Raw genomic sequence first — 23775 nt, 5'->3', positions numbered from 1 at the left:
TGCGGCTTCAGAACCGGGCCAGCGCGTAAAAGAGCAAGTTGTTGGAATTCCAGTCGATCACGCCACGGAAGCGCGGCTTGGTCACCTCCACATTCACGCCCGTGTGCATGAAGCTGAGGCCGACGCCGAAGTTGCGCGCGAACATATATTCAGCGCCGGTGCTCAGCAGCCAGACGGAGCCGTCGACGTCCCCGATCTTGGCTTTCAGCCCGGTAAGCGACGCCTTCAGCTGCAAGCTTGGCGTGGCATACCAATCGACCGAGGCGCCGATCAGCGGCAGCGGAACCGTGGTGGACGATGAGTTGCTGAAGTTGCGCGGCTGGGCCTCGGTGGTCGTCGCGGCCAGATCGAAGGAGAAGCGGCTGGCATAGAGGCCGAGCACGCCCGCGATCTCGACATCTTCCGTCTTTACGATCGAGTAAGCGTAATCCGCGAACAGATATCGTTCTTTCGCGGTGACATCCAGTTTCGAACCGGCCGGAATCAGCTGGTCACCGACTTCGATGCTCTGATCCAAAGTCCGGCTGCCGGACCGCGAGGAGCCGAAATAGGTTCCCGAAATGCGGTGACGCGCGCCGGGCCGCCATGTGCCGGACACCACGAGGTTGTTCGTTTCCTTGTCCAGCCCGTCCCGCTCCAGATCGATCAGGGAGCCGTCGTTGACGGTGCCGTCGATCCGCACATTGGTATCGAAGCGGGTCAGCACGCCGCCGATGGCGACGCTGAACCTTTCCTCGCCGCCTGTCACCGGTTCGGCGGCAGCGGCAGGCGCGGCGGCAGCCAAAGCTGCGGTGATGACGGCAACGCGCCGTGCCGTTGAATGAAATCCAGCCATCTGTCTTCTCCCTCCCTTCGCCGTGCGTCAGAAGCTGATGCTGATGCCCAGCGTCGGGCCGAATGTCGTGATGTCGTAGACGAAGCGGTTGGCCCCCTCGCCGGTGCTGTAGTCGGTGTAGATCAGCCGGTATCCGGCGGAGACCTTCACACTGTTGCTCACCTTCCAGCCGAACGAAGGCCAGACCTGAGCGGCAACGTCGGAGCCGATCCCGAAGCCGCCCAGATCAACCAGCAGCGTGAAATCGAACGTGTCGCCGATGGGCAACACGGCGCGAGCACCGATCAGCGGATCCACCCATGTCCGGGAGCGGGAGCCGCTGCGGTGCTGGCCCAGATTGTCGAAGCTTTCCGCATGCAGCCCAAGGCTGTTGACCCGCATCCCGGCATACACGTCCAGCCCCGGCGCAACCCGGACCAGCCCGGTTGCCGAATAGGCCCCCTGATGGCCGTTGATCGATCCGCGCGCCCGGTCATCCGTCGCGTCGAGGTTCATGTAAGTAAGGTCGAGATTGACGCCCCAGACGCCGTTGTGCGCCTCCAGCAGGCCCATGAAGCCCCAGTTGAGATTGCTGAACACATCGCCTGGAGAGGTGGAGACATCGACCCGGAGCGGCCCGACCTGTGCGTCGCCGCTCATGGACGGGAACATCAGATAGGGCGTTGCGCTGAACTGCCAGTCTGCCGCGCTGGCAGGCGTGGAGACCGCCGATGCAAGGGCGCAGGCAAGGCCCGCCAGCAAGTGCAGGGGGCGGAAGCGATCGAGCGTCATGATCAATGCTCCCCGTGCCCGGCGGCGGGCTGGCCGCCGAACACCGGCGGATTGGCGAGCGTTGCCCGCAGCGCCTCCATCGCGAACAGCGGCGGCTGCATGGCGGTCGCCAGTTCGACGACACGCGCCTGCAACGCCTTCACCTTGTCCGGGTTGGCGGTTGCGAGATCGGTGGTCTCGCCGGGGTCTTTCGCGAGGTTGAACAGCTGCAGCGCGCCCGGCAGCGTCGTCAGCCAGACCAGCTTCCAGTCGCCGTCGCGGACGGAGCCTTGCGTCAGTTCCACGTTCAGCACCACGTCTTTTCGCGGCGAAATCGTCTTGCCGGCGATGGCGGGCCAGACATTCACACCATCCAGCGGCTTGCCGCCGTCTGCCGAGGCACCGGCCACCGCTGCCAGCGTCGGCAGCATATCCACCACGTGGAACAGCCCCTCGGCCTTGCCCGGCTGCACCTTCCCCGGCCAGTTGACGACGGCACCCACGCGGACGCCGCCTTCGTAAAGCGTGCCCTTGCCGTCTCGGAAGGGGCCGTTGTTGGGGGGCAGGTCTCCACCCACGGCGGCTTCGCCCGCGAACATCTTCGAACGCGTGCCGCCATTGTCGCTGTGGAAGATGATCAGCGTGTCGTCGCGCATGCCGCTCTTTTCGAGCGCGGCGATCACCTTGCCGATCTGGTCGTCCATGGCGCTGATCTGCGCGGCATAGGCGCGCCGCGACGGGTCGGCGATATGGGCATAACGCGCCATCCAGGCATCCGGGGCCTGATAAGGCGTGTGCGGCGCGGTGAAGGCGAGATACAGAAACAGCGGCGTCGCCTTGTTGTGCCCGGAGATCAGGCGGATCGCGTCCTGCCCGAACAGGTCGGTGTCATAGCCTTCTTCCACCAGCGGCTCGTTGTCGCGGAACCAGTCCCGGACGCCGTGCGAGCTGTGCTTGAAATGGTCGATTTCGCCGATCAGCGGGCCATAGGCATAGTCGAAGCCGCGCTGCTTCGGCCAATAGGCCTTGTCGCCATGGCCCAGATGCCATTTGCCGACGATCGCCGTCTTGTAGCCAGCCTCTTTCAGCACTTGCGGCAGGGTCTGCTCGTCCGTCGCAAGGCCATAGCCCGCGCCGGACGGGATCACCCCCATCTGCAACCCGTAACGCAGGGGATAGCGCCCGGTCATAATGGCGGCGCGGGTGGGGGTGCACATCGGCTGGGAATAGAATTCGTCCAGCAGCCGCCCGCCGCTGGCAAGGCGATCGATGTTCGGGGTGCGGATATCCGACCCGCGGAAGCCGAGATCCTGCCAGCCCACATCATCTGCGAGGATGTAGAGGATATGCGGCTTCTTGCCCGTCGCGGCCATGGCACCACCGGGCATGGAGGCCAGCGTGGCGACAGCCGCCGCGAAGGCGGCGCCCGACTTCAGCACGGCCCGGCGACCGACTTGTCCATCCTGATCTTCTGGCTCTGACATTGAATTTTCCTCCGCCGGGCGGCACCGCCGACCTTGTGTTAAAAAATGACTAAATGGTCATTGGTTCATTCAAATCGATCTGTCAAGCTGGCCGCCAAAGGGTATTTTGGCCGAATTGGCGTGAATATCTTTTTGACGATATCGTCATTTATATGGCATGGGTGCAATTCGCCGCTTGCGGTTGGCCAACGCCTGTGATGCAGGCAGAGTCGAGACGCCCGCCATTTGGGCAGAGCCAAACGCCCGCCATGCGGGCAGGCGGCTTGCGCCGGGCGCGACAATGTCGGACGGCGGTTTGTCAGTCGTCTGACCGAAGGGAACGGCGGCTGCCGGAACGAGGAGTGTGGAGATCATGACGTCAACCGCCGCCGCGCAGAGGGCCTCAGCCAAGAAGCTGCAGACGCGCGACGCCATCCGCCGGGCCGCGCGCAAGCTGTTCGCCGCTCATCCGGTGGAATCCGTTGCGATTGACGCCATTGTTGCCGAGGCCGGGGTTTCGAAGGGCAGTTTCTACAACCATTTCACCAGCCGCGACGATGTGGTCGAAGCCGTCGTCGGCGAGATCCGCGATTTGCTGAACGCCGCCGCGACCACCGGAAACGCCGACGAGACGGACCCGGCACGGCGGGTCGCGCGCGGGTTCTGCATCTTCCTGCGCAGCGCCGTCGACGATCCTGAAGGAGCAGCGGCGCTCATGCGGATTCATGGCGGCTACCTGTCGCTGGACGGTCACTACAACCGCCCGCTGGTGGACGATATCTCCGCCGGGATTTCATCCGGGCGTTTCAGCATTCCAACGCTGGAATCCGGGGTGATGCTGGTGATCGCCGTGACCCAGGTGGCGGTGATACGCATCGTTCAGGAGCCCGGCCTCGCGCTGGCGGTAACGAAGGCGCAACAGATGCTGCTGCTGCTGCTGCGCGGGCTGGGCGTGGAAACCAACGAAGCCGGGCGGATCGCGGCGCAGTTCGCGGAAGAAGTCGTGCGCGTCGGTTCGGGAGCGCAAACGCAATGAGCGCGGCGGGCGGCGCGACAATCGCCGCGGCAGTCTGCGCCGATTGTGGCACGCCTGCGCCCAGCCGCCACTGCCCCGCCTGTGGGCAGAAGACCACGCTGGACAGCTCGTTGGGTGCGATGATTTCCAGCCTGCTGCACGACCTCAGCCATGTAGATGGCAAGTTTTTCCGAACCTTGCCGATGCTCGCTTTCAGGCCGGGCCTGCTGACCCGACGCTATATCGACGGGCAGCGCACCCGCTATGTCGGCCCGTCGGTCATCTTCCTCAGCAGCGCCTTCCTGATGTTCCTGTCGTTCAACCTGTTGCCCGCCTCGCCTCCTCCGCCCGCGTGCGATTCCACAAGCGCCTTGCATCGCGCCGGCACCGCCGTGCGGAAGGATTTGCAGGAACTGGGGCCAGCGGTCGGCTCGATTCTGCCGCCAACATCCCCAACCGGCCTGCCCGCCTCGGTGCAATGGATCGAGCGCCATGCCTCCGCAGACATCCGCGCCAAGGCGGAGGCCTCGCTGCGCAACCCGGAAGTCGCGCTGATGAAGGTGAAGCAGAAGGCCTATAAACTTGGCTTCCTGCTGATCCCGCTCTCCTTCCCGGCGCTGTGGCTGCTCGTGGGGCTCAGGCCCGGGGTCAGATCCTATGATCTGGTGGTTTTCTCGCTGTATTCAGTTGGAATCATGTCGCTTCTGCTCACGGTCGTGATGCTGCTGGCGGGAACCGGCCTGTTCGCATGGCCGCTTTATACCACCCTGTTGCTGGGGGTGCCGCCGGTGCATTTCTTCGTCCACCTGCGCGGCACCTTCGCACTCAGCAACGCGGACGCACTGTGGCGCACGGCAGTCCTCTGCGTGGTTGCGACCCTGTCTCTCGTCGCGTTTCTGATGCTCGTCCTTGTATGGGGCATTCTCATTTAGTCGGGCAATCATCGCACCCGACCCATGGGTATAGCCATCGTCTATCCCGAACGGCGGCATCTCTCCAGGCAGGTCCAGCTGTTCGCGGATTGGCTGGAACAGCTGCTGGCGCGACATCTCCACCCGTAAAGCCCCACCCTCCCCGGAGAGGGCAGCGCCATGACAAAAAACGGGCCTCTTATCAGAAAACTGACGCCAAATTTCCGCTGGAGGCCGGGGCGGGCTGTGCCCTTGCTGCGAAGCCGTGCAAGTCGGGGACATTCGAAAGACTCAGACAGGGACGGACAGTTTGATGCGATCCATTTCCAGCTTCACCGCCCTGCTGGCGCTGGCCGCGCCGCTCATGCTGGTGCCGGCCCCCGTTCCCGCCGTCTTTGCGGCGGCGGCGCAGTCAGGCTCTGTCATCTGCCAGTCCAAATCGAACGGCTATAATGAATGCTTCGCCGGAAAGTGGAGCGAGCCGGTTGTGGTTCGCCAGCTGTCGCGCACCCAGTGCGTGCAGGATGACAATTGGGGCTATAATCCCAAGACGAAATATGTCTGGGTCGGCAGCGGCTGCTCTGCTGAGTTCGCAGACGGCGGACCGGGTGGCGCGGCCGGTTGCCACGGCACCGGTTGCCTGGTGGATCGCCCGGACGACACGCCGCCACCGCCGCCCCGGCGCGACCTTTACGTTGACGGGATTGATCGTTGCAGCTCAGCCGCGCTCGCCAAAGGCCGGTCCATGGGCCACAACCCGCGCATCAACCGCATCGTCGATCAATACCCCGACAAAGACGGCTATCATGTCGAAGGCGAAATCCGCGTGACCCGCTCCGACGGCGACTTCGACATGCAGTTCCTGTGCCTGTGGGACGGCGACTCCGCCACGGTGATGTTCGGGTCAGGCCTCTAGGCTGCTGTTCGAGCCGGTGAGAAAGGCATCGGCGGCCCGGACACGCCATGCCTGCCACCAACCCCGGATCGCCGCCCCGCGCGAATCGCGCTGATCGGCGGCGGACGCCGGGGAAAATGCCATATGCGTTGCAAAATGGCGGAACCGCCGTCCCCACAGCGTCTTTTGTCTATAGAATAGATTAGCTTTCTTCCCCGCTATTCAACGTTGGCATAGCTTGCCGGGGCGGCTGGATAGCCCGCCGCCCCGGCTGAGACGACAACGTCAGGCGCCCCAAGGCCCACGAAGCCCATGGAGATAAGCAATGACGGCATCAGCGCGGGAAGCCCTCCCGAATGCGGGATTTCCGGCCGCCTGGATGGCCGAGGCAAAGCCCGGCCGCCATCAGCATTTGCAATGAGCTGATCGCGGCCCATCAGGCGGGGCAATTTCGCCCGAAAATTCCATCAATTCAATGAATTAAATTGACACTTCAGAAGGGTCAGGGAATGCGATTCAAGATTTCCGCCGCGCGGACCAGCGCAGTTGCGATTGCTGCGGGGCTGGGGGTGTTCGCCCTGCCGCAGCAGGCCAGCGCCGAAGAAGCAACGGAACTGGCTGCCGCCGAAGATAACGGCAGCGACATCATCGTAACGGCGCGCAAGCGGGCCGAAAGCCTTCAGGATGTGCCCGTCGCCATCACGGCGATTTCGGGTGAGACGCTGAACCGCCAGCAGATCAACCGGGTTGCCGATTTCGCCGCCAAGCTGCCGAACTTCGGCGCGGTGCAGCAGAATACGCGGGTGTCTGGCCTTTATGTGCGCGGCCTTGGCGGCAACGCCAACAATGACGGCGCGGAATCCGGCGTGGGCCTGATCGTCGACAATGTGTTCTTCACCCATGTCGGCTTTTCCTGGCTGGATTTCGTCGATGTGGAGAGCATCGAGCTGGTGCGCGGGCCACAGGGCACGCTGCTGGGCAAGAACACCACCGTCGGCGCGCTGATCGTGACCACGAAAAAGCCCAGCTTCACGCCGGAGGCGAGCTTCGAGGCAGGCTATGCGAATTTCGGCCGCTACCAGCTGCGCGCCAATGTCTCCGCGCCGATCATCGCCGACACGCTGGCCTTCCGCATCACCGGCTATCGCGACAAGTCCGACGGCTGGATCACCAACCAATATGACGGTCAGAAATTCCTGGATGTGAACCGCTGGGCGGTGCGCGGGCAATTGCTGCTGGAACTGCCGAACTTCACCAACCGGCTGATCGTCGAGCGGTACGACAGCAATGAATACAACAACTTCTACCCGGCGTTCGCCGATGTCACCAACTTCGTCAACGGCTCCGTCCGCGCCGCCAGCTGGGAACGCAAGCTGGGCAGCCTCTTTGGCTTCACCCCCAGCTATGATGTGCCGGACAACGCCAATGTGAACACGCAGGAGCGGATTTCCAGCAAGGTCTGGGGGGTTTCGAACCAGTTCGACGTGCAGCTGGGCGATCACACTGTCACCTCTGTCTCGGCATGGCGGCAACTGCGCTTCCGGCCAAGGAATGACAGCGACAACTCGCCCTTCTCCATCCTGAGCGCGGGCTTCGATGTCGATGTCGATCAATATTCGCAGGAACTGCGGCTCGCCTCCCCCACCGGGCAGACGGTCGATTATCAGGTCGGAGCCTTTTACCTGTATGAGGATCTGGTCAGCAACAACCGCAACATCTTCCAGTCGGATTCGACGAAATGGTTCCTCACCGGCGCGCTGCCGCCGGCCTTCCTACTGCCGCTGGTGCTGGACGGCGTGGAATATCAGCAGCGCGGCACCGCCAAGATCGAAAGTTCGGCGATCTTCGGGCAGGCGACATGGCATGTGACCGACAAGTTCGACGTGACCGGCGGCCTCCGGCTCACGCGCGAAGGCAAATCGGTGAGCAATACCGGTCAGGCCTTTGGCGGCACGCCGCTGACGGGGGCGCTGGCCGCTTTGGCACCGGCGCGGGCGGCCATCATCAACGCCTTCGGCGGCATTTTCCGGCTGACGGATTCGCAGACGCTGACGGGCTGGTCGTGGCTGATCAACCCGTCTTACAAATTGTCGGACGACGTGCTGCTCTACGCTTCTGTCAGCCATGGCGAGAAATCCGGCGCGGCCAATTTGTCCGCCACGCCCGGCAAGCCGCTGCTGATCGATCCGGAAAAATCCACCTCCTATGAAGCCGGGGTGAAATCCCGCTTCGCCGACGGCACGGTGACGCTGAACGCCAATCTCTATTGGAACGATATCAGCGGCTTTCAGGCGACGCAGGTGGACCCGAACCGGCTGGCGCTGGGCAATTACCTCGGCAATGTCGGCAAGGTCCGGCTGCGCGGGGTGGAACTGGAAGGCAGCTTTGCCATCGCGGCGGGGGTCACGCTGTCGGGCAACGGGGCCTTCAACGATGCGCGCTATGTCTCCTATGCGAACGGCCCGGCCCCGGTGGAGTTCCAATATCCGGGCGCGCCCACCTATGCGGACTGGTCCGGCAAGCGCGTACTGGGCGCGCCGAAATGGTCCGGGCAGCTCAGCTTCGATGTCGACACGCCGATCAGCCACGCACTGAACATCACCGGCTTCGCCAACCAGACCTGGCGTTCGGCGGTGAACCTGTCCAACCCCTTCTCCGACTATGGCAAGCAAGAGGCTTATGGCCTGACCAACGCCGGGATCGGTGTGCGCGCGGGCGACGGCCGCTGGTCGCTCAACCTGTGGGGCCGCAACCTGTTCGACAAGCGCTACATCGTTGGTGTCGGCGCCGCCAACGCGGTATCCTCCTATATCTGGGTGCTGGGCGATCCGCGCACCTATGGGGTTACCGGCAAGGTGCGCTTCTGATGCCGGCGGCAGACGGCAAGCTCCGCCTGGGCCTGTTCGTGCAGGGGGTGGGGCACCATCTTTCGGCTTGGGAACATCCGTCGGTCGATCCGGCCGACCTGTTCCGGCTGGAACATTATCAGCGCATCGCGCAGACGGCCGAGCGGGCGAAGTTCGACATGATCTTCTTCGCCGACAATGTCGGCCTGCTCGCCGGGCTGCACCCGCTCGCGGAACGCACCGCGCTGGTCTATCATTTCGAGCCGCTGACGCTGCTGGGGGCGCTGATCCCGGCGACGGAGCGGATCGGGCTGGTGGCGACCGTCTCCTCCACCTATCTCGCGCCCTATCACGCCGCCCGAAAGTTCGCCTCGCTCGACAATCTGAGCGGCGGGCGCGCGGGCTGGAACCTCGTGACATCGGGCACCGACGCAGAGGCCCGCAATTTCGGCCTGCACGAGCAGCTCGGCCACGCCCAGCGCTATGATCGGGCAGCGGAATATGTGGAGGTGGTGCGCAAGCTGTGGGACAGTTTTGCGGACGACGCCATCCTGCTCGATCAGCAGGCGCAGCGCTTCTTCGACACCTCCAAAGTGCGGCCCGTTGCGCATCAGGGCCGATACTTCGAAGTCGCCGGGCCAGCGCAATGGGCGCGTTCGGTGCAAGGCCATCCGGTGCTGGTACAGGCGGGGTCGTCGGCAGACGGGCAGGCGCTGGCCGCTGCGACCGCTGATGTCGTCTTCACCGCGCAGCAGCTTCGGCCAGACGCCATCGCCTTTGCGCAGGGGTTGAAGGATCAGGCCGAGGCGCATGGGCGGCGGCGCGACGATCTGTTGGTGATGCCCGGCATAACCGCCTATGTCGCCCCAACCGAAGCGGAAGCGCGGGAGCGTTACGAGGAGTTGCAGGAATTGGTCGATCCGAAGGTCGGGGTCGGCCTGCTCTCGGCGATGATCGGCTGGGACTTGTCCGGCGCGGATCTCGATGGCCCGCTGCCGGAAGCGCCACGCACCGAAGGCTGGCAAAGCCGCCAGCAGCTGTTCGCCGATATCGCCCGCGCCGACAATCTGAGCGTCCGCCAGCTGGTGGGCCGCATCACCGCGGCACGCGGCCATTGGGTGGTGGTGGGCAGCGCGACACAGGTGGCAGACCAGATCGAGGACTGGTTCCGTGCCGGAGCTGCAGACGGTTTCAACGTGCTGCCGCCGACATTCCCGGGCGGGCTGGAGGATTTCGCGGACCTCGTCATCCCGGAACTGCAACGGCGCGGGCTGTTCCGCACCGAATATGAAGGGCGGACCCTGCGCGACCATCTGGGGCTTGCCCGGCCCACCGTGCAACGCGCGCCCGGCGCGCAGCCCCTGACGGCAACCGGCTGAAGCCAATACCGGTGTATCGAGCCTACACCGTTCGTGCAGCGGCAGGGGCTCGGCAGCCGCCGCGAATCTGCTATGCCTTACCCTATGACAGACGCTGAAACCCAGACGGATGTCGCGATCATCGGCGGCGGCTTCTCCGGCACGCTGCTCGCCGTGAACCTCGTCCGCCACAACGGCCCGGCCACCACCCTGATCGAGCGCAACCACCGCCCCGGCCTTGGGCTTGCTTATTCCACCGTCTCGCAGTCGCACCTGCTGAACGTCCGCGCCGCCAATATGAGCGCGCTGCCGGACGATCCCGCGCATTTCGAACGCTGGGTGCAGGCGGAATATGCGATGCCGCGCACCAGCTTCGTGCCGCGCGCCGCCTATGGCCGCTATCTCCACGGCTTGCTGGAAACGGCCCGCGCGGATGCGCCGGATCGCCTTCAAACGGCAGGCGCGGAGATCGTCGCGCTGGAGCCGGTCGCCGATGGCTTCCGCCTCATCCACGCAGACGGCAGCAGCCATATGGCACGGCGAGTGGTGCTGGCCACCGGCAACCTCCCGGCCTCGGCCCCCGCCGGAATCAGCGCCGACGATCTCGGCCCCGCCTATCTGAATGACCCATGGGTGCCGGAACTGCTCGACATGCCTGAGCCTCTAGCCGCCACGCTGCTGATCGGCACCGGCCTCACCGCAGTCGATGTCGCGCTGCTGCTGCGGGAGAACGGCCATACGGGGCCGATCATCGCGTTGTCCCGTCGGGGCCTGTTGCCCCGCGCCCATGGCGAGCCGGAAGCGGTGCCGCCGCTGGCCACCGCGCCACGGCCAAAGGCGCTCGCCATCCTGCGCCATCTCCGCGCGCAATCCGCCGAAATCGGCTGGCGCGCCGCCATCGACCAGTTGCGGCCGCACAGCCAGAACCTCTGGCGGCGCATGCCGCTTAACGAACGCCGCCGCTTCCTGCGCCACGGCCGCACCCTGTGGGACGTGCACCGGCACCGGATGGCCCCTGATGTGGCGCAGCGGCTGAAGGCGCTGATCGCCGAAGGCTCGTTCACCGTGTGTCCCGGCCGCATCCTCTCGGCGCAGCGCGACGGAGACGGCGCAAGCGTCAGCATCCGCCGCCGCAACGGCGCGCTCGACGAACTGAAGGTCACCAGAATCGTCAACTGCACCGGCCCCGGCCCGGTGCAGGGCTGCGAACATCCGCTGGTTCGCTCCATCCTTGGGCAGGGCCTTGGCCATGCGGACCCGCTGGGGATGGGGCTGGAAACGGATCATCTCTGCCGCGTTCTGGACAGCCGGCGCAGGCCGGTTCCGGGCTTGTTCGCTGTCGGCCCGCTCACGCGGGGCAGCTTCTGGGAGATCACCGCCGTGCCCGACATCCGGCAGCAGGTCTGGTCGCTGGCCCGGCTGCTCTCCAACGCGCATTGGGTGGGCGGCGAAGGGCTGTAAACTGCAAGGCCCTGCCGACCTGTCAGGGTCTGGCGCCGGGCCCCGCGTGAAGAACCCGGCGCTATTCCGCCGCAACCGCCAGCAGCGGCAAAGGCCGGATCAGGCGGCTGGTGCGGCCGTCCAGCACCGGCGCACGCTATTTTCGATCCGCGTCGCAAACGGCTGGAACAATGGGGCCTGATGTTGCTGCATCACCGCGTCACCACGTCGCCCGAAACCGTCACCCGCTCCAGCATCCGGTCGGCGGGCACATAATCGCCCACGGCGTAATGCTGGGTCGCGCGGTTGTCCCAGATGGCGATGGCGTTCGGTGTCCATGTGAAGCGCACCTGATATTCCGGCACCTTGATCCGGTCGAACAGCAGCCGCAGCAGCGCGTCGCTTTCCTCAGGCTCCACGTCCAGAATCCGCGAGGTGAAGGTGTAGTTCACATACAGGATCTTCTCGCCCGTTTCCGGGTGGCGGCGCACCACCGGATGCCGCACCGGCGGGAAGTTCCGGCCCAGTTCGGCCTTCTTTTCCTCGCTCACCCGCCCACCAAAGCTGCGCACGATGTCATGCTCAGCGTCCAGATGCTCGATCTGCTCTTTCACCGCTTCCGGCAGGCCGCGATAAGCGGCGGCGGCATCGGCGAAGATCGTGTCTCCGCCAACCGGCGGCAACAGCCGCGCGCGCAGCACAGAGGCGATCGACGGCTTTTCCCGGAAGGTCACATCGGTGTGCCATTTGTTATAGGCGCGGAAGCCCTCGATAGTTTCCGGCGTCGGCTTCACGCCTTCCACGCCGCGAATGCTCAGGATTTCCGGATGGCCGGGCACATGCGGGATCACCGGATGCCCTTCCAGTTCCCCGAACAACCGGCCCAGACGGATATGCGCTTCGTGGCTCAGGTCATTGTCGCGGATAAACACCACCTTGTGCGCCAGCCACGCCTCGCGAAGGATCGCGGCGTCCTCGGGGGTCAGCGGCGCTTCAAGCTTCAGCCCGCGAATTTCGGCCCCGATGAGGGCAGTCGCGGGAAAAATGCCGATCCCGCGTGCAGCGGCCCGTTCGGCCAGATCTGGATTGTCGCGCAACTGAGTCGCCATTGCCCATTCCTCCTTTGCTGGAGAGCGCAGGCTCTGCTTTTGCAATCTCAACCACAACAAAAGAGAAATATCGACACCCCAAGACAGTCTATCGCGCCCGCCCTGCCCCGGCGGCCGCGCCGGGCAATTGTCCGACACCGATGGTCGGCGAAGACGGCGGCTGCGTCTGTGGTCGCACCATGGAATGAGGCAGCTTCGGCCTCCAATTCCCGCGTCGTCACGCCGCGCAGCACCGTCTTCACCGGCGACACTGTCCGATAACAGTCGTCCGTTCAGGGCGCTGGCGTTTGAGGGTCGTCTCCCATCATGTTCACGCCGCCGCTGACGACATAAGCGCGCAGGCGGCTGAGATCGAGCTCGCGAACTGCGAAAAGCGTGACATACCAGTTGCTTTCAAGCCGCGTGTTGTGGCGGTCCTCGTCCTCAATGGCGCGCGTGTCGACACGCACGCGTTCGATCAGTTCGGCCAGCCGGCTGTAGCCCGAAAGCGAAAGGCGGATGATCTCGCCCTGATAGAAAACCTGTGACGAGGAATAATCCAGCTCGACGAACTGGCGCTTCACATAGCGTTCGAACTGCGCGCCCATCAGGTGGCGGCGCCAGCGGACCTTGCGGTCGATGCGGCAACGGATCCGGCCGCCGGGCAGGCGGTCGATCAGGGCGAGACGTTCGAGCCGTGACAGGCGCTGCTCGATTTCCGCTTCCGGCATGTCGACGTTGGCCAGCAGTTCTTCCGGAGACCAGCCGCCCAGGATGGCGAAAAACATCAAGGTCATGAACGGATCAGAAACCAGTGCGGTTTCCTGTGCCAGCGTCAGCTGCGACTTCAGGCGGACGGGCTGGTCGATCAGGCGAATGATTTCCGGCAGACTTGTGTCGGCGAGAAGGCACAGGTCGTCGAGCTTGTCGACCGTCATGCCGTGCCCTGCCAGCCAGCGCTTCAGCGTCGCCTCTGCAACGCCCAACGCCTGAGCCGCCGCCTTGATGGTATATCCCGCGCCGCGCAACTGGCGGCGCAACTCGGCCAGCACTGCAGGCATATGTCCCGTGCGCGTATCCGCCATTCCGATCATCCCCCTTCATTCGCGCCGTCCGGGTCAGCTGTCCGCCGGGGATGCGCGCGATCCCGTCAACTCCCGCGCTCGGGCCAAGGCAACGGTGCCGGAACGGTTGCGGCGATCACAGTCACCAGCCCCGCCCGTCAAACGAACCATTTCGGCTCGCTGGATGAGCCGGACTCCTCGGAAACCCGTTCGCGCCAATTGTCGATGTATCGGCCGAACCATAGCATCGCCCGCGTTCTCTGTCACCGAAGGTCCGCAGCGGGGCGGCCTGACCCGTCCGGCACCGCCGGACGAAGGTGATGGAATCATGGGGGAATATTATGTCATTGGTCACATCGGACACTCTTTCACTGCAGCGATGGCGCGGGCGGCAGGCCGTATTCAGGAAAGCTTCGCTTCGCATGGTTGCGGCTGTGGGTATGCGTTGCGTTGCCCTGTTCGCAGCCGGGCTGGCAGCGCCCGTGCTTGCGGCGGACCCGCCGGGGACGGGGCCGGTCTTCGTCTATAAGCTGACCGGTTCCGGCTTTGCGGATATTGTGTTCAGCCTTCGCGCATGGCCCGAGATTCCCTATTACGTGGAGGGGGCCAGCTTCTCCACATCGACGGTTCCAATGACCGGCACCAGCGCCGGGCGCGGCACTGCGATGTTCATGACCAAAGCCTATCACGGCGGCATTGCCATCTTCGACGATGATGCGCAGAAATTCATCGTCGAAACGGCTGGCTTCGAGCTGTTCGCGGGGCCGCTGTCGGCGCCTGAGATGATGACCGGGGAATTCCCGATGTTTGACCGGTATACCGAGGCGGAATATCATCTTTCGGTCACGCTCCGGCAGGTGGGCGAAACACCCGCCGTCCCTGAGCCGGCTTCCTGGGCCCTGATGATCACCGGCATCGGCCTGACGGGCTGCGCGTTGCGCCGTCGCCGCGCCGCGGCGCTCGCCACGGGCTGAATCGTCAGGGGCCGTCTGCGGCACGGATCGGGGGCATATGAACAGGACGACGACCATACACGGCCTCTCCGGCCGGGTGAGCCGCGCACGCGCGGGGCTGCTGGCGGGGACGGCTGCGGCTCTTGCTCTCACGGCTGCCCCGGCCGCCGCATCCTGCACGAATCCGCCCGACAATCTGAATGGCATATGGGGCATCGATTGCGCCGGGCCAGATCAACCCAAGGCCCCGCTCGGCTCCACCGAGCAGACGGGGCTGCCGTGGGAAGCCACGCACAGCAATGACGGCCCGGCTGGCCAGAATGCCGCGCCGGGCGACGACATCACAGCCTCCCAGTCCTCCCTCACCCTTCCGGGAAGGGCCGGGTTCCCGACGATCCTGATCCAGTCGCACGGCGGAAAGGGCGGCGACGGCGGCGATTCCGGCGCCACCGTGGGGGACTGGGCCAGCGGCTATTCGGACGGCGGGGCCGGCGGCACCGGCGGCAATGGCGGGGCGGTCAGCATTGGCCTGAACGCTTCCACCGTCAGCGATGCGTCCGGGACCACGCCCGTCAGCATCACTTCAACCGGCGGCGATGGCGGCGGCGGCGGGCTCGGCTTCACCTTCGGGCAAGGGGGCGCGGGCAGCGCGGCAGGCAATGGCGGCGCTATCAGCTTCAGCCAGACAGGCGCGACGACGGTCACCAGCGGAACGGCACTGCTTCCGGCGATTGCGATTGTCTCGGCGGGCGGCAATGGCGGCAACGCCGCCTCCGCGCGGGACGATCTGACCCACGCCTATGGCCTGAACGGCGGCAGCGGCGGCAATGGCAATGCCCTGACGGTCGCTCTGGCGGGCACCATCAAATCCGCTGGTCATGGCGTGCAGGCATGGTCCGTCGGCGGCAACGGCGGCGATGGCGGCAACGCCTCAAGCGATCTTGGCGAGGCGACCGGCGGCAATGGCGGTGCCGGTGGTTCTGCCGGATCGGTTCATGTCACGCTGACGGGCGAGATACAGGCAACCGGCGTCGACAAGCCGGGGACCGGCCAGACGCTGGGCAATCTCACCTTCTCGGACATCACCGCCGGAATCTGGGCCGCCGCCCTGAACGGGATCGGCGGCGATGGCGGCACCGGCGAGGGCGGCTTCGGCAAGGGCTCGGGCGGCAACGGCGGCAGCGCCAATACCGAGGACGTGACCAACGTCACTGTCAACGGCGGTTCCATCGACACCTCGGGCTATGCTGCGGTCGGCATATTGGCGCAAAGCGTCGGCGGCCATGGCGGCAACGGCGCGTTCGGCGGCGGCGTGTTCGTCGCCACCGGCGGCGACGCCTCGCCCGGCGGCGACGGCGGGCAGGTGCTTGTCGTCACGCTCGGCTCTGGCAGCATCATGACCAGCGGCAAGCACAGCACGGCGATTATTGCTCAAAGCATCGGCGGCGGCGGCGGCTTCGGCGGCGACGCCATCGCGAACGGTGTGGTGACCGGAGTCTCGCTGGGCGGCAGCGGCGCGCAAGGCGGCGACGGGCAGCTGGCGCAGATATTCAACGGCAACCCCACATATGGCCCCGGCGAAGTCATCACGGCGATGCCCGATGGCCAGTTGATCGTCACCAGCGGCAACAAATCCTCCGGCATCGTCGCGCAGAGCATTGGCGGCGGCGGCGGCACCGCCGGAGACGCGAACACGCTGGATGCGGGCGGCGTGCTGGCGGTCGGGATTGGCGGCAATGCCGGAACGGGCGGCGACGGCGGCAGCGTCTTCATCGCCAATGGCGGCACGGTGCAGACACGCGGCAGCCATGCCTATGGGCTGGACGCGCAGAGCATCGGCGGCGGCGGTGGCAATGGCGGCGCTGCCAACGCCATCGACGTCGGCGTGCAGATCACCACCTCGGCAGCGGTGGGCGGCAAGGCTGGCCAGGGGGGTGTTGGCAGCGACGTGTCGCTCAGCAACTTCGGCCAGATCATCACCGACGGGCATGACGCAACCGGCATCTTCGCCCAGAGCATCGGCGGCGGCGGCGGGCATGGCGGCACCTCGCTCGCCTCCACTTACCAGCTTTACACCGACCCGGAGTTTCCGTCGGTCAATCTGGATGTCTCGCTCGGCGGCTCGGGCGGCACAGGCGGGGCAGCTGGTGCGGTGACCGTGGTCAACAACGGATCGGTGCTGACGTCCGGCGCGACGGCGAACGCTGTCATCGCACAGAGCATCGGCGGCGGCGGCGGCAATGGCGGCGATTCCGACGCACTCAACCTTGCCTTCAAATCCTCCAACGTGATCGTGAACACGGTGATCGGTGGCAAGGGCGGCAGCGGCGGCAATGGCGGCACGGTCACCGTCAGCAACAGCGGCCTGCTCGGCACGATGCAGCATGATGCCATCGGCGTGTTCGCGCAGAGCATCGGCGGCGGCGGCGGCAATGGCGGCTATGGCAATGCCAACAGTGGTGCGCTCCGGCCCAACGACATCTCCGCCTCTGTCACCGTCACCATCGGCGGCAGCGGCGGCGCGGCAGGGGATGGCGGCGCGGTGGTCGTCAACAATCTGAACGGCGGCATCTTCACACTGGGCAGCAATGCGTTCGGCGTTCTGGCGCAAAGTGTGGGCGGCGGCGGCGGCACCGGCGGCGGCACGCTGGCGAACGGCACCGGTGGCAACCAGTTCACCGCCGATGTCGGCGTCGGCGGCAATGGTGGCGCCGGGGGCGAAGGCGGGGCCGTCACCATCACCAATGTCGCCGCCATCGTGACGTCGGGCGGCTCGGCATCGGCCGTCTATGCGCAAAGCGTCGGCGGCGGCGGCGGCATCGGCGGCGAGGCGGCGACGGGCACGGGCATTTCCATCATCGCGTCGATGGTGGACTTTCTGGAGCAGGGTTTTGCCGGCAACGCGGATGTCACGCAGGAAGGGCCGGTCTACCGGCTGAATGATCTGGTCTATGACGCCTGGAACGATCGCAATCGCCTGAAGACGGTGGTCTCGGCCGCTCAGGCCCTCTTCCCGCAGGATGGCTCTCCGGCGGATCCGGGCAGCCTGAAAAGCCTGATCAGCGTCAATGTCGGCGGCGCGGGGGCGGGGGCCGGCGGCGCGGCCGGTGCCGGCGGTACGGTGAGCGTCAACAACAGCGGCAACATCGCGACATTGGGCGCTTTTTCCGAAGGCGTGTTCGCGCAGAGCGTGGGTGGCGGCGGCGGCAACGGCGGGGCGGCGGCGGCTTCCAACGGCTATTCCACGGCGGACGGCAGCGTGGGGGTCGGCGGCCATGCCGGTGCTGCGGGCGACGGCGGCATCGTCGATCTCACGAACAGCGGTTCTGTCACCACGGCGGGCGACCTCTCCTTCGGCCTCTATGGGCAGAGCATCGGCGGCGGCGGTGGCAAGGGCGGCGCATCCGTCGGCGATCCGGCGGCGCTCAGTGATTTCAGCGTCTATATCGGCGGCAAGGGCGGCGCGCAGGGACATGGCGGCGCGGTGACGCTGACGAACAGCGGTGCCATCACCACCACCGGTCGCGACGCGATCGCACTCGTCGCGCAGAGCATCGGCGGCGGCGGCGGGCTGGCCGGGCTGATGTCGGTCAGCAGCGACAACAGCGGCGGCAGCACCGGCAGCCAGACCGGGGACTGGGCACCCACCACCATCATTCCGGTCGGCATCGGCGGCGGCGGCGGGGCATCGGGCGATGGCGGCACGGCCACAGTGACCCTGTCTGCCGGTGTCGTTTCGACGGCAGGCATCGATTCCTATGGTATCCTCGCGCAGAGCATCGGCGCGGGCGGCGGGCTGATCGCGGGCGCGCCGGGCGAGGCCAGCGTGACGACGGCCGACGGTGCCTATGGCGCAGACTCCTTCTTCGCCGGAGCCGGGGGAGCAGTGAACGCCACGCTCTCCGGCAACAGCCAGATCGTGACGACGGGCATGGGCGCGGCGGGCATCGTTGCGCAGAGCATCGGCGGCGGCGGCGCGTTGATCGGCGGCCTGTCCCAGATCGACCTCACCCTTGCCCCCGAACGGGCAAGCGAGTTCTTCCATGCAGGCTCAGGCGGCGACATCCTTGTCGATGTGCAGGCCGGAAGCGCGATCAGCACCAGCGGCCAGCGCGCGCACGGCATCTTCGCCCAGAGCGCCGGACAAGGCGGCGGCCTCTATGGCCATGCGGACGGCAGCGGTTTCGTCATCGCCGGGTCCGGCAGCGCGGCCTGCGACCCCCTGTGCATCGGCACCGTTACCGTCAATGTCGAAGGCAATGTGCTGGTGACCGGCGCGGACTCCTACGCGATCTATGCCCTCAGCCGCGGCAACTCGGCCAATGTCGTGAGCGTCAACATCGCCACCAACGCCACCGTGCGGTCGGACGGGCAGGCAGCAGGCGCGCTGGTCGTCAGCGGCGGTTACGATATCACAGGGTCACTCCCCGCCTCCCAAATCAACGTGGCCGGGCGGCTGGAGGGCTATAGCGGCCCGGCAATGCGCCTCGACAGCGCCGCCAGCATCCGCAACAGCGGCTTCATCACCGGCGACATATTGGCCGCCAGCGCCGACCTGCAAAATCTCTCGACAGGCACGATTTTCACCACGGATCAGTTGACCGTCGGCACGCTGGAAAACGCGGGCACGCTGTGGATCGGTCCGCACGATGCCGTCTTGCAGCAGACCAGCATCACCACGCAGGCGTTCAGCAGCACCGGCTACATCGTCGCGGGCGTCGATTTCGTGAACGGCACCAGTGACAGCCTCACGATCAACAGCTCCATCGTCGAGCTTGGCGGAAAACTGTTCCTGCAACCCCTCTCGCTCGCCGGAAACAGCGTGACGATCCTGACGTTCCAGAATGCCGTCCCGCTCTCCCTGTCGAGCGATTTCAGCGTGGAAGTCTATGGTGGCAACCCATCACCGATCTACAGCTTCAGCTATGCCCTTGAGGACAACAAAACCAGGCTGACGGTCACCGCGAAGGCCGATTACACGCCCGCCAACATCGCGCTGAACGCCAATCAGCAGAATACCGCGAACCATCTCCAGCAGATTTGGGACAATGGCCGCGTGCAGGCAGGCGGCGGCGTGGTGCAGGCTCTGGCCGATCAGATCGCCTCCGCCGACGACTATGTCAGCGCGCTCGACAGCCTTGGCGCAGACGTGCTGGGCAGCTTCGCCGTCACCCGCCCGCAGGCGCACCGCGTCTTTGTCGGCGAAATGCTGAACTGCCCGGCAGCGGACCGCGCCGACCCGCCCGGGGAGGAGCGCAACTGCCTCTGGGTGCGCGCCGTCGGCAGCGATCTCGATCGGGAAAGCACGGCCGAGGCCATCGGTTTCCGCACCAAATCCGGCACGTTGCAGATCGGCGGCCAGCGCGAAGTCGGCGACGGGCTCTTTCTCGGTGCATCGCTGGCCTATGAGCATGACTCCATCGATTCCATTCAGAGCCGCGCCCATGTCAGCGGCGACACCCTGCATCTGGGGGCCTTTCTGAAGAAGCGGCAGGGCGCGCTGCTGATGTCGCTCGCCGTCTCGGGCGGGATGGGCTGGTATGACTCGCACCGCCGAATCTCGATCGGCGCAGACCAGACCATCGCCACCGCCTCCCCCCGCTCGCGCTATGTCGGCAGCCATTTCGGCATCGGCTATCAGCAGGCGTTCGGCGATTTCTACCTGCTCCCGCAAGTGGAGGTCGATGCGACCTATGTGCATGTTGACAGCATCGCGGAACGCGGCTCGCCCTACGCGCTGCTCCTGAAGCAGACAGGCAACACCACCTTCGCGGCAGCCCCGACAATCGAAGCAGGCGGGCGAATCCCGCTCGGGCAGGAGACCATGTTGCGGCCCTTCATCCGTGCAGGCGGCCTGTTCGAGGCGCGGAACGACTGGCGGGCAACCGCACGTTTTGCCGATGCACCAGACCTCGCGCCGTTCGTCAGCACCACCTCCCTGCCGAAACAGCGGCTGATCCTCGGCGTCGGCGCGGAACTTCTCCGGAAGCGGAACATGACCTTCACTGCGGGCTATGATGCGGATCTGGCACAAAATTACACCAGCCAGCGCATTTCGGCCCGCTTCAGTCTTTCATTCTGACGGCAGTCGCTCAGCCGTTTCCCTCAGGAGGCAAAATTGCCGGCACTCACCCGTCGCACACTCCTGAAATCGTCTCTGGTGGCCGCTGCCGCCGCTGAACTCGGCAGCGCAGGCGCTTTCGCCGCAGACACGCCGGAGACGGTGTTGCGCCTGTTGCGCCGCACCATCGAGGTCAACGGCAAGGCCGCTTCCGTCTATGGCATCCAGCAGCCTGACGGCACTTCGGGCCTCACCCTGAACGCGGGCGACCGCTTCCGCGTGAAGGTGGAAAACCACATCGAAGCGCCCAGCCTGCTGCACTGGCATGGCCTGACGCCCCCATGGCAGCAGGACGGCGTTCCCGGCATTTCAGGGCCGCCGATCGCGCCCGGCTCCAGCGCACGATATGATTTTCCGCTGCGCTCCGGCGGCACCTTCTGGATGCATTCCCATGCCAGTTTGCAAGAGCCGCTGATGATGTCGGCACCGCTGATCATCCACGATGATCGGGACCGGGCCGACGAGCAGGAGATCGTGCTGATGCTGCACGATTTCAGCTTCACCAGCCCGGAGGAGATTTTCGCATCGCTGCGCAAGCCCAAGACGATGGCACCCATGGCCCCCATGCAAGACATGGCCGCCCCCGGAAAGGCCGCGCCCGACCTCAACGACGTCAAATTCGATGCGTTCCTTGCCAACGACCGCACGCTAGCCGACCCGGAAATCGTCAAGGCCGAACCCGGCGGCCGGATTCGGCTGCGGGTGATCAATGCGGCGGCAATGAGCAATTTCCACTTCGATCTCGGCGCGCTGACGGGAGAGCTGATCGCTGTCGATGGTTCCCCGGTGGTGCCGGTGAAGGCCCGGCGCTTCCCGCTGGCGGTGGCACAGCGGCTGGACATCCGCCTGACCCTTCCAAAGGAGGCCGCCACCTACCCGCTGCTCGCCCTGTTGGAAGGCACGGCAAGGCAGACCGGCCTGATCCTGCGTGCGGGCAACGCGCCGGTTCAGCGGGTTGCGGACATGGCCGGAGCCAGCGCTCAGGCCGTCACGCTAGATCTGGAAAGCCGCCTGCGCGCCACGAAACCACTGAAACCGCGAAAGGCCGACCGGGTTCACACCATCAACCTGACCGGGGACATGGCCAACTATATCTGGTCGATCAATGGCGTCCCATGGTCGAGCGATGTGCCACCGCTTCCCGTCGCGCCGGGCGAACGGGTGGAGCTGGCGCTCGTTAACAAGACGGGCATGGCGCACCCGATGCACCTGCATGGCCACACCTTCCAGGTCGTCGAAATCGGTGGGCAGCGGTTTTCAGGAGCAATGCGAGACACCGTGCTCGTGCCGCCGAACGGGCGGGTGGTGCTGGCGTTCGATGCCGACAATCCCGGCTGGTGGGCGTTCCACTGCCACATGATCTACCATCTGGCCGCAGGGATGTTCACCACGATCCGCTATGTCTGAGGCGGACGCCGACGTTGCCCACACAACCGCCCCTTGCCCACAATCTCACCCACAATCGGCACCGGCTGCATGTGAACGCACCTGAACCGAGGTGAACAAGTTAGGCAAGAAACATCAGGGGAAACAAGGAAAAATGAACGGGCATGAACAGCCCTGAACACTGCGGTGGCGGAGTCGGAGGGATTCGAACCCTCGGTACCGGTTACCCAGTACGGCAGTTTAGCAAACTGCTGGTTTCAGCCACTCACCCACGACTCCGAGCAGCAGCAGACGGCGGGCTATAGAGAGGGATGCCCGCCGTTGCAACCGGGCGTCAGCGGCCGATTCCGCTGTATTCCAATCCATAACGCGCCATTTCGTCCGGCCGATAGACGTTGCGCAGGTCAACCACCACCGGCGAGCGCAGCAGGCTCTTCACCCGCGACAGATCCAGGGCGCGGAAGGCGTCCCATTCCGTCACCAGCACCATCACGTCTGCGCCGTCCAGTGCGGCATAGGGGCTGTCGGCATAGTCGACATTCTGCAGCACCAGCTTCGCCTGCTCCACACCCTCCGGATCGAACGCGGAGACTTGCGCGCCGGCATCCTGCAGCGTCTGGATGATGGCGATCGCCGGGCTGTCGCGCATGTCGTCGGTGTTGGGTTTGAACGTCAGGCCCAGCACGCCGATCTTCTTGCCGCGCACGTCGCCGCCCGCCGCTGCGATCACCCGGCGGCCCATGGCGCGCTTCCGGTTGTCGTTGATCTGCGCCACCGTCTCCACGATGCGCACCGGGGCCTCATTGTCCTGCGCGGTCTTGATCAGCGCCAGCGTGTCTTTCGGGAAGCAGCTGCCGCCATAGCCCGGCCCGGCGTTCAGGAATTTGGAGCCGATGCGGTTGTCCAGCCCATGCCGCGCGCGACATCCTGCACATTCGCCCCCACCTTCTCGCACAGATCGGCGATTTCGTTGATGAAGGTGATCTTCACCGCCAGAAACGCATTGGCGGCATATTTGGTGAGTTCCGAGGTCCGGCGGCTCGTCACCATGATCGGGGCCTGATTCAGGTAAAGCGGCCGATACAGTTCTTCCAGAACGGCTTGCGCGCGGTCATCCTCCACGCCGATCACGATTCGATCCGGGCGCTTGAAATCGGCGATGGCCGCGCCTTCGCGCAGGAATTCCGGGTTGGAGGCGACTGCGAAATCGGCCTTGGGGTTGGCCTCGCGGATGATCCGCTCCACCTCGTCTCCGGTGCCGACGGGCACGGTGGACTTGGTGACGACGACGGCAAATCCTTCCAGATTCTCGGCAATCTCTTTCGCCGCCGCATAGACATAGCTGAGATCGGCATGGCCATCGCCCCGGCGCGACGGGGTGCCGACCGCGATGAACACCGCCTGTGCACCCTTCAGCCCTTCGGCCAGATCGGTCGTGAAGCTCAGCCGCCCGGCCTTCACATTGGTTTCAACCAGATCGTCCAGACCCGGCTCGTAGATGGGCATCACATTCGCCTTCAGGCGCTCGATCTTGCCCGGGTCCTTGTCCACGCAGACCACATCATGGCCGAAATCCGCAAAACATGCGCCGGACACCAGCCCGACATATCCCGATCCGATCATAGCGACGCGCATGCTGTTGTCCGTTCC

General features: G+C 65.5%; 13 protein-coding genes, 1 tRNA gene and 2 pseudogenes. 9 read left to right on the top strand and 7 right to left on the bottom strand.

The genetic code is table 11. The annotated features are described in order from the left end of the window. Positions 1 to 7 precede the first annotated feature (7 nt). From FJQ54_RS02340 to FJQ54_RS02330, 3 genes are read right to left on the bottom strand one after another with little or no spacing between them, the layout of a single operon-like run. Positions 8 to 835 (bottom strand): hypothetical protein, encoded by an 828-nt coding sequence (locus tag FJQ54_RS02340; protein WP_140926743.1) that lies wholly within the window; start codon positions 833 to 835, stop codon positions 8 to 10. A 27-nt stretch (positions 836 to 862) separates the two neighbouring features. Continuing rightward, entirely contained in the window at positions 863 to 1606 is a 744-nt protein-coding gene (locus tag FJQ54_RS02335) for a hypothetical protein (protein ID WP_140926741.1), read from the bottom strand. A gap of 2 nt (positions 1607 to 1608) precedes the next feature. Further along, positions 1609 to 3069, bottom strand: coding sequence for an arylsulfatase B (locus FJQ54_RS02330; protein ID WP_140926740.1), 1461 nt, complete (start codon positions 3067 to 3069; stop codon positions 1609 to 1611). A gap of 352 nt (positions 3070 to 3421) precedes the next feature. Between FJQ54_RS02330 and FJQ54_RS02325 the strand changes: the two genes are divergently transcribed. The 6 genes from FJQ54_RS02325 (at position 3422) to FJQ54_RS02300 (ending at position 11534) form a co-directional block, all read left to right on the top strand. Then, the gene (locus tag FJQ54_RS02325) at positions 3422 to 4084 is read left to right on the top strand and encodes a TetR/AcrR family transcriptional regulator (protein WP_140926738.1); all 663 of its coding nucleotides are present in this window, start codon (positions 3422 to 3424) and stop codon (positions 4082 to 4084) included. Then, positions 4081 to 4995 carry a DUF3667 domain-containing protein gene (locus tag FJQ54_RS02320; RefSeq protein WP_140926736.1) on the top strand — a complete coding sequence of 305 codons (915 nt, stop codon included), beginning with the start codon at positions 4081 to 4083 and terminating at the stop codon, positions 4993 to 4995. The genes FJQ54_RS02325 and FJQ54_RS02320 overlap by 4 nt, the downstream gene beginning before the upstream one ends. A 292-nt stretch (positions 4996 to 5287) precedes the next feature. Then, positions 5288 to 5890 carry a DUF3011 domain-containing protein gene (locus FJQ54_RS02315; protein ID WP_140926734.1) on the top strand — a complete coding sequence of 201 codons (603 nt, stop codon included), beginning with the start codon at positions 5288 to 5290 and terminating at the stop codon, positions 5888 to 5890. Positions 5891 to 6378: 488 nt separating this feature from the next. Beyond that, complete coding sequence (locus FJQ54_RS02310; protein ID WP_140926732.1) at positions 6379 to 8736, top strand: TonB-dependent receptor; 2358 nt, start codon at positions 6379 to 6381, stop codon at positions 8734 to 8736. Beyond that, positions 8736 to 10094, top strand: a complete 1359-nt coding sequence (locus FJQ54_RS02305; protein WP_140926730.1) for an LLM class flavin-dependent oxidoreductase — start codon at positions 8736 to 8738, stop codon at positions 10092 to 10094. Before FJQ54_RS02310 ends, FJQ54_RS02305 begins: the two co-directional genes overlap by 1 nt. An 84-nt stretch (positions 10095 to 10178) precedes the next feature. Further along, a complete protein-coding gene (locus FJQ54_RS02300; protein WP_140926729.1) occupies positions 10179 to 11534 on the top strand; it encodes an FAD/NAD(P)-binding protein in 1356 nt (451 codons plus the stop codon). Between the two features lie 191 nt (positions 11535 to 11725). On the opposite strand, the gene FJQ54_RS02295 is transcribed toward FJQ54_RS02300, so the two are convergent. Both FJQ54_RS02295 and FJQ54_RS02290 read right to left on the bottom strand, forming a co-directional pair. Beyond that, positions 11726 to 12622, bottom strand: a complete 897-nt coding sequence (locus FJQ54_RS02295; RefSeq protein ID WP_140926727.1) for a TauD/TfdA dioxygenase family protein — start codon at positions 12620 to 12622, stop codon at positions 11726 to 11728. A 272-nt stretch (positions 12623 to 12894) separates the two neighbouring features. Then, the gene (locus FJQ54_RS02290; protein ID WP_140926725.1) at positions 12895 to 13686 is read right to left on the bottom strand and encodes an XRE family transcriptional regulator; all 792 of its coding nucleotides are present in this window, start codon (positions 13684 to 13686) and stop codon (positions 12895 to 12897) included. An 845-nt stretch (positions 13687 to 14531) separates the two neighbouring features. Here FJQ54_RS02290 and FJQ54_RS18065 point away from each other — a divergent pair. The 3 genes and pseudogenes from FJQ54_RS18065 to FJQ54_RS02275 all read left to right on the top strand — a co-directional run. Continuing rightward, positions 14532 to 14639 (top strand): annotated as a pseudogene (locus FJQ54_RS18065) (PEPxxWA-CTERM sorting domain-containing protein); the annotation flags it as partial. A 37-nt stretch (positions 14640 to 14676) separates the two neighbouring features. Next, positions 14677 to 20700, top strand: coding sequence for an autotransporter outer membrane beta-barrel domain-containing protein (locus FJQ54_RS02280; protein ID WP_140926721.1), 6024 nt, complete (start codon positions 14677 to 14679; stop codon positions 20698 to 20700). 36 nt (positions 20701 to 20736) lie between these two features. Then, the gene (locus FJQ54_RS02275; protein WP_140926719.1) at positions 20737 to 22146 is read left to right on the top strand and encodes a multicopper oxidase family protein; all 1410 of its coding nucleotides are present in this window, start codon (positions 20737 to 20739) and stop codon (positions 22144 to 22146) included. Positions 22147 to 22312: 166 nt separating this feature from the next. On the opposite strand, the gene FJQ54_RS02270 is transcribed toward FJQ54_RS02275, so the two are convergent. Further along, a tRNA-Ser gene (locus FJQ54_RS02270) sits at positions 22313 to 22404 on the bottom strand. 55 nt (positions 22405 to 22459) lie between these two features. Beyond that, positions 22460 to 23760, bottom strand: a pseudogene (locus FJQ54_RS02265) (UDP-glucose dehydrogenase family protein). Positions 23761 to 23775 lie beyond the last annotated feature (15 nt).

Source organism: Sandaracinobacter neustonicus (assembly GCF_006385875.1).
In the GTDB taxonomy this organism is placed as follows: domain Bacteria; phylum Pseudomonadota; class Alphaproteobacteria; order Sphingomonadales; family Sphingomonadaceae; genus Sandaracinobacteroides; species Sandaracinobacteroides neustonicus.
Note: the sequence above shows the minus strand (reverse complement) of the source record. Positions and strands in the feature narration are given on the sequence as shown.

What these genes read in the sequence shown, in the direction of transcription:
- FJQ54_RS02325 (WP_140926738.1), top strand. Translation starts at nt 3,422, where the DNA reads ATGACGTCAACCGCCGCCGCGCAGAGGGCCTCAGCCAAGAAGCTGCAG.
- FJQ54_RS02315 (WP_140926734.1), top strand. Translation starts at nt 5,288, where the DNA reads ATGCGATCCATTTCCAGCTTCACCGCCCTGCTGGCGCTGGCCGCGCCG.
- FJQ54_RS02340 (WP_140926743.1), bottom strand. Translation starts at nt 835, where the DNA reads ATGGCTGGATTTCATTCAACGGCACGGCGCGTTGCCGTCATCACCGCA.
- FJQ54_RS02320 (WP_140926736.1), top strand. Translation starts at nt 4,081, where the DNA reads ATGAGCGCGGCGGGCGGCGCGACAATCGCCGCGGCAGTCTGCGCCGAT.
- FJQ54_RS02310 (WP_140926732.1), top strand. Translation starts at nt 6,379, where the DNA reads ATGCGATTCAAGATTTCCGCCGCGCGGACCAGCGCAGTTGCGATTGCT.
- FJQ54_RS02290 (WP_140926725.1), bottom strand. Translation starts at nt 13,686, where the DNA reads ATGGCGGATACGCGCACGGGACATATGCCTGCAGTGCTGGCCGAGTTG.
- FJQ54_RS02280 (WP_140926721.1), top strand. Translation starts at nt 14,677, where the DNA reads ATGAACAGGACGACGACCATACACGGCCTCTCCGGCCGGGTGAGCCGC.
- FJQ54_RS02335 (WP_140926741.1), bottom strand. Translation starts at nt 1,606, where the DNA reads ATGACGCTCGATCGCTTCCGCCCCCTGCACTTGCTGGCGGGCCTTGCC.
- FJQ54_RS02305 (WP_140926730.1), top strand. Translation starts at nt 8,736, where the DNA reads ATGCCGGCGGCAGACGGCAAGCTCCGCCTGGGCCTGTTCGTGCAGGGG.
- FJQ54_RS02330 (WP_140926740.1), bottom strand. Translation starts at nt 3,069, where the DNA reads ATGTCAGAGCCAGAAGATCAGGATGGACAAGTCGGTCGCCGGGCCGTG.
- FJQ54_RS02295 (WP_140926727.1), bottom strand. Translation starts at nt 12,622, where the DNA reads ATGGCGACTCAGTTGCGCGACAATCCAGATCTGGCCGAACGGGCCGCT.
- FJQ54_RS02300 (WP_140926729.1), top strand. Translation starts at nt 10,179, where the DNA reads ATGACAGACGCTGAAACCCAGACGGATGTCGCGATCATCGGCGGCGGC.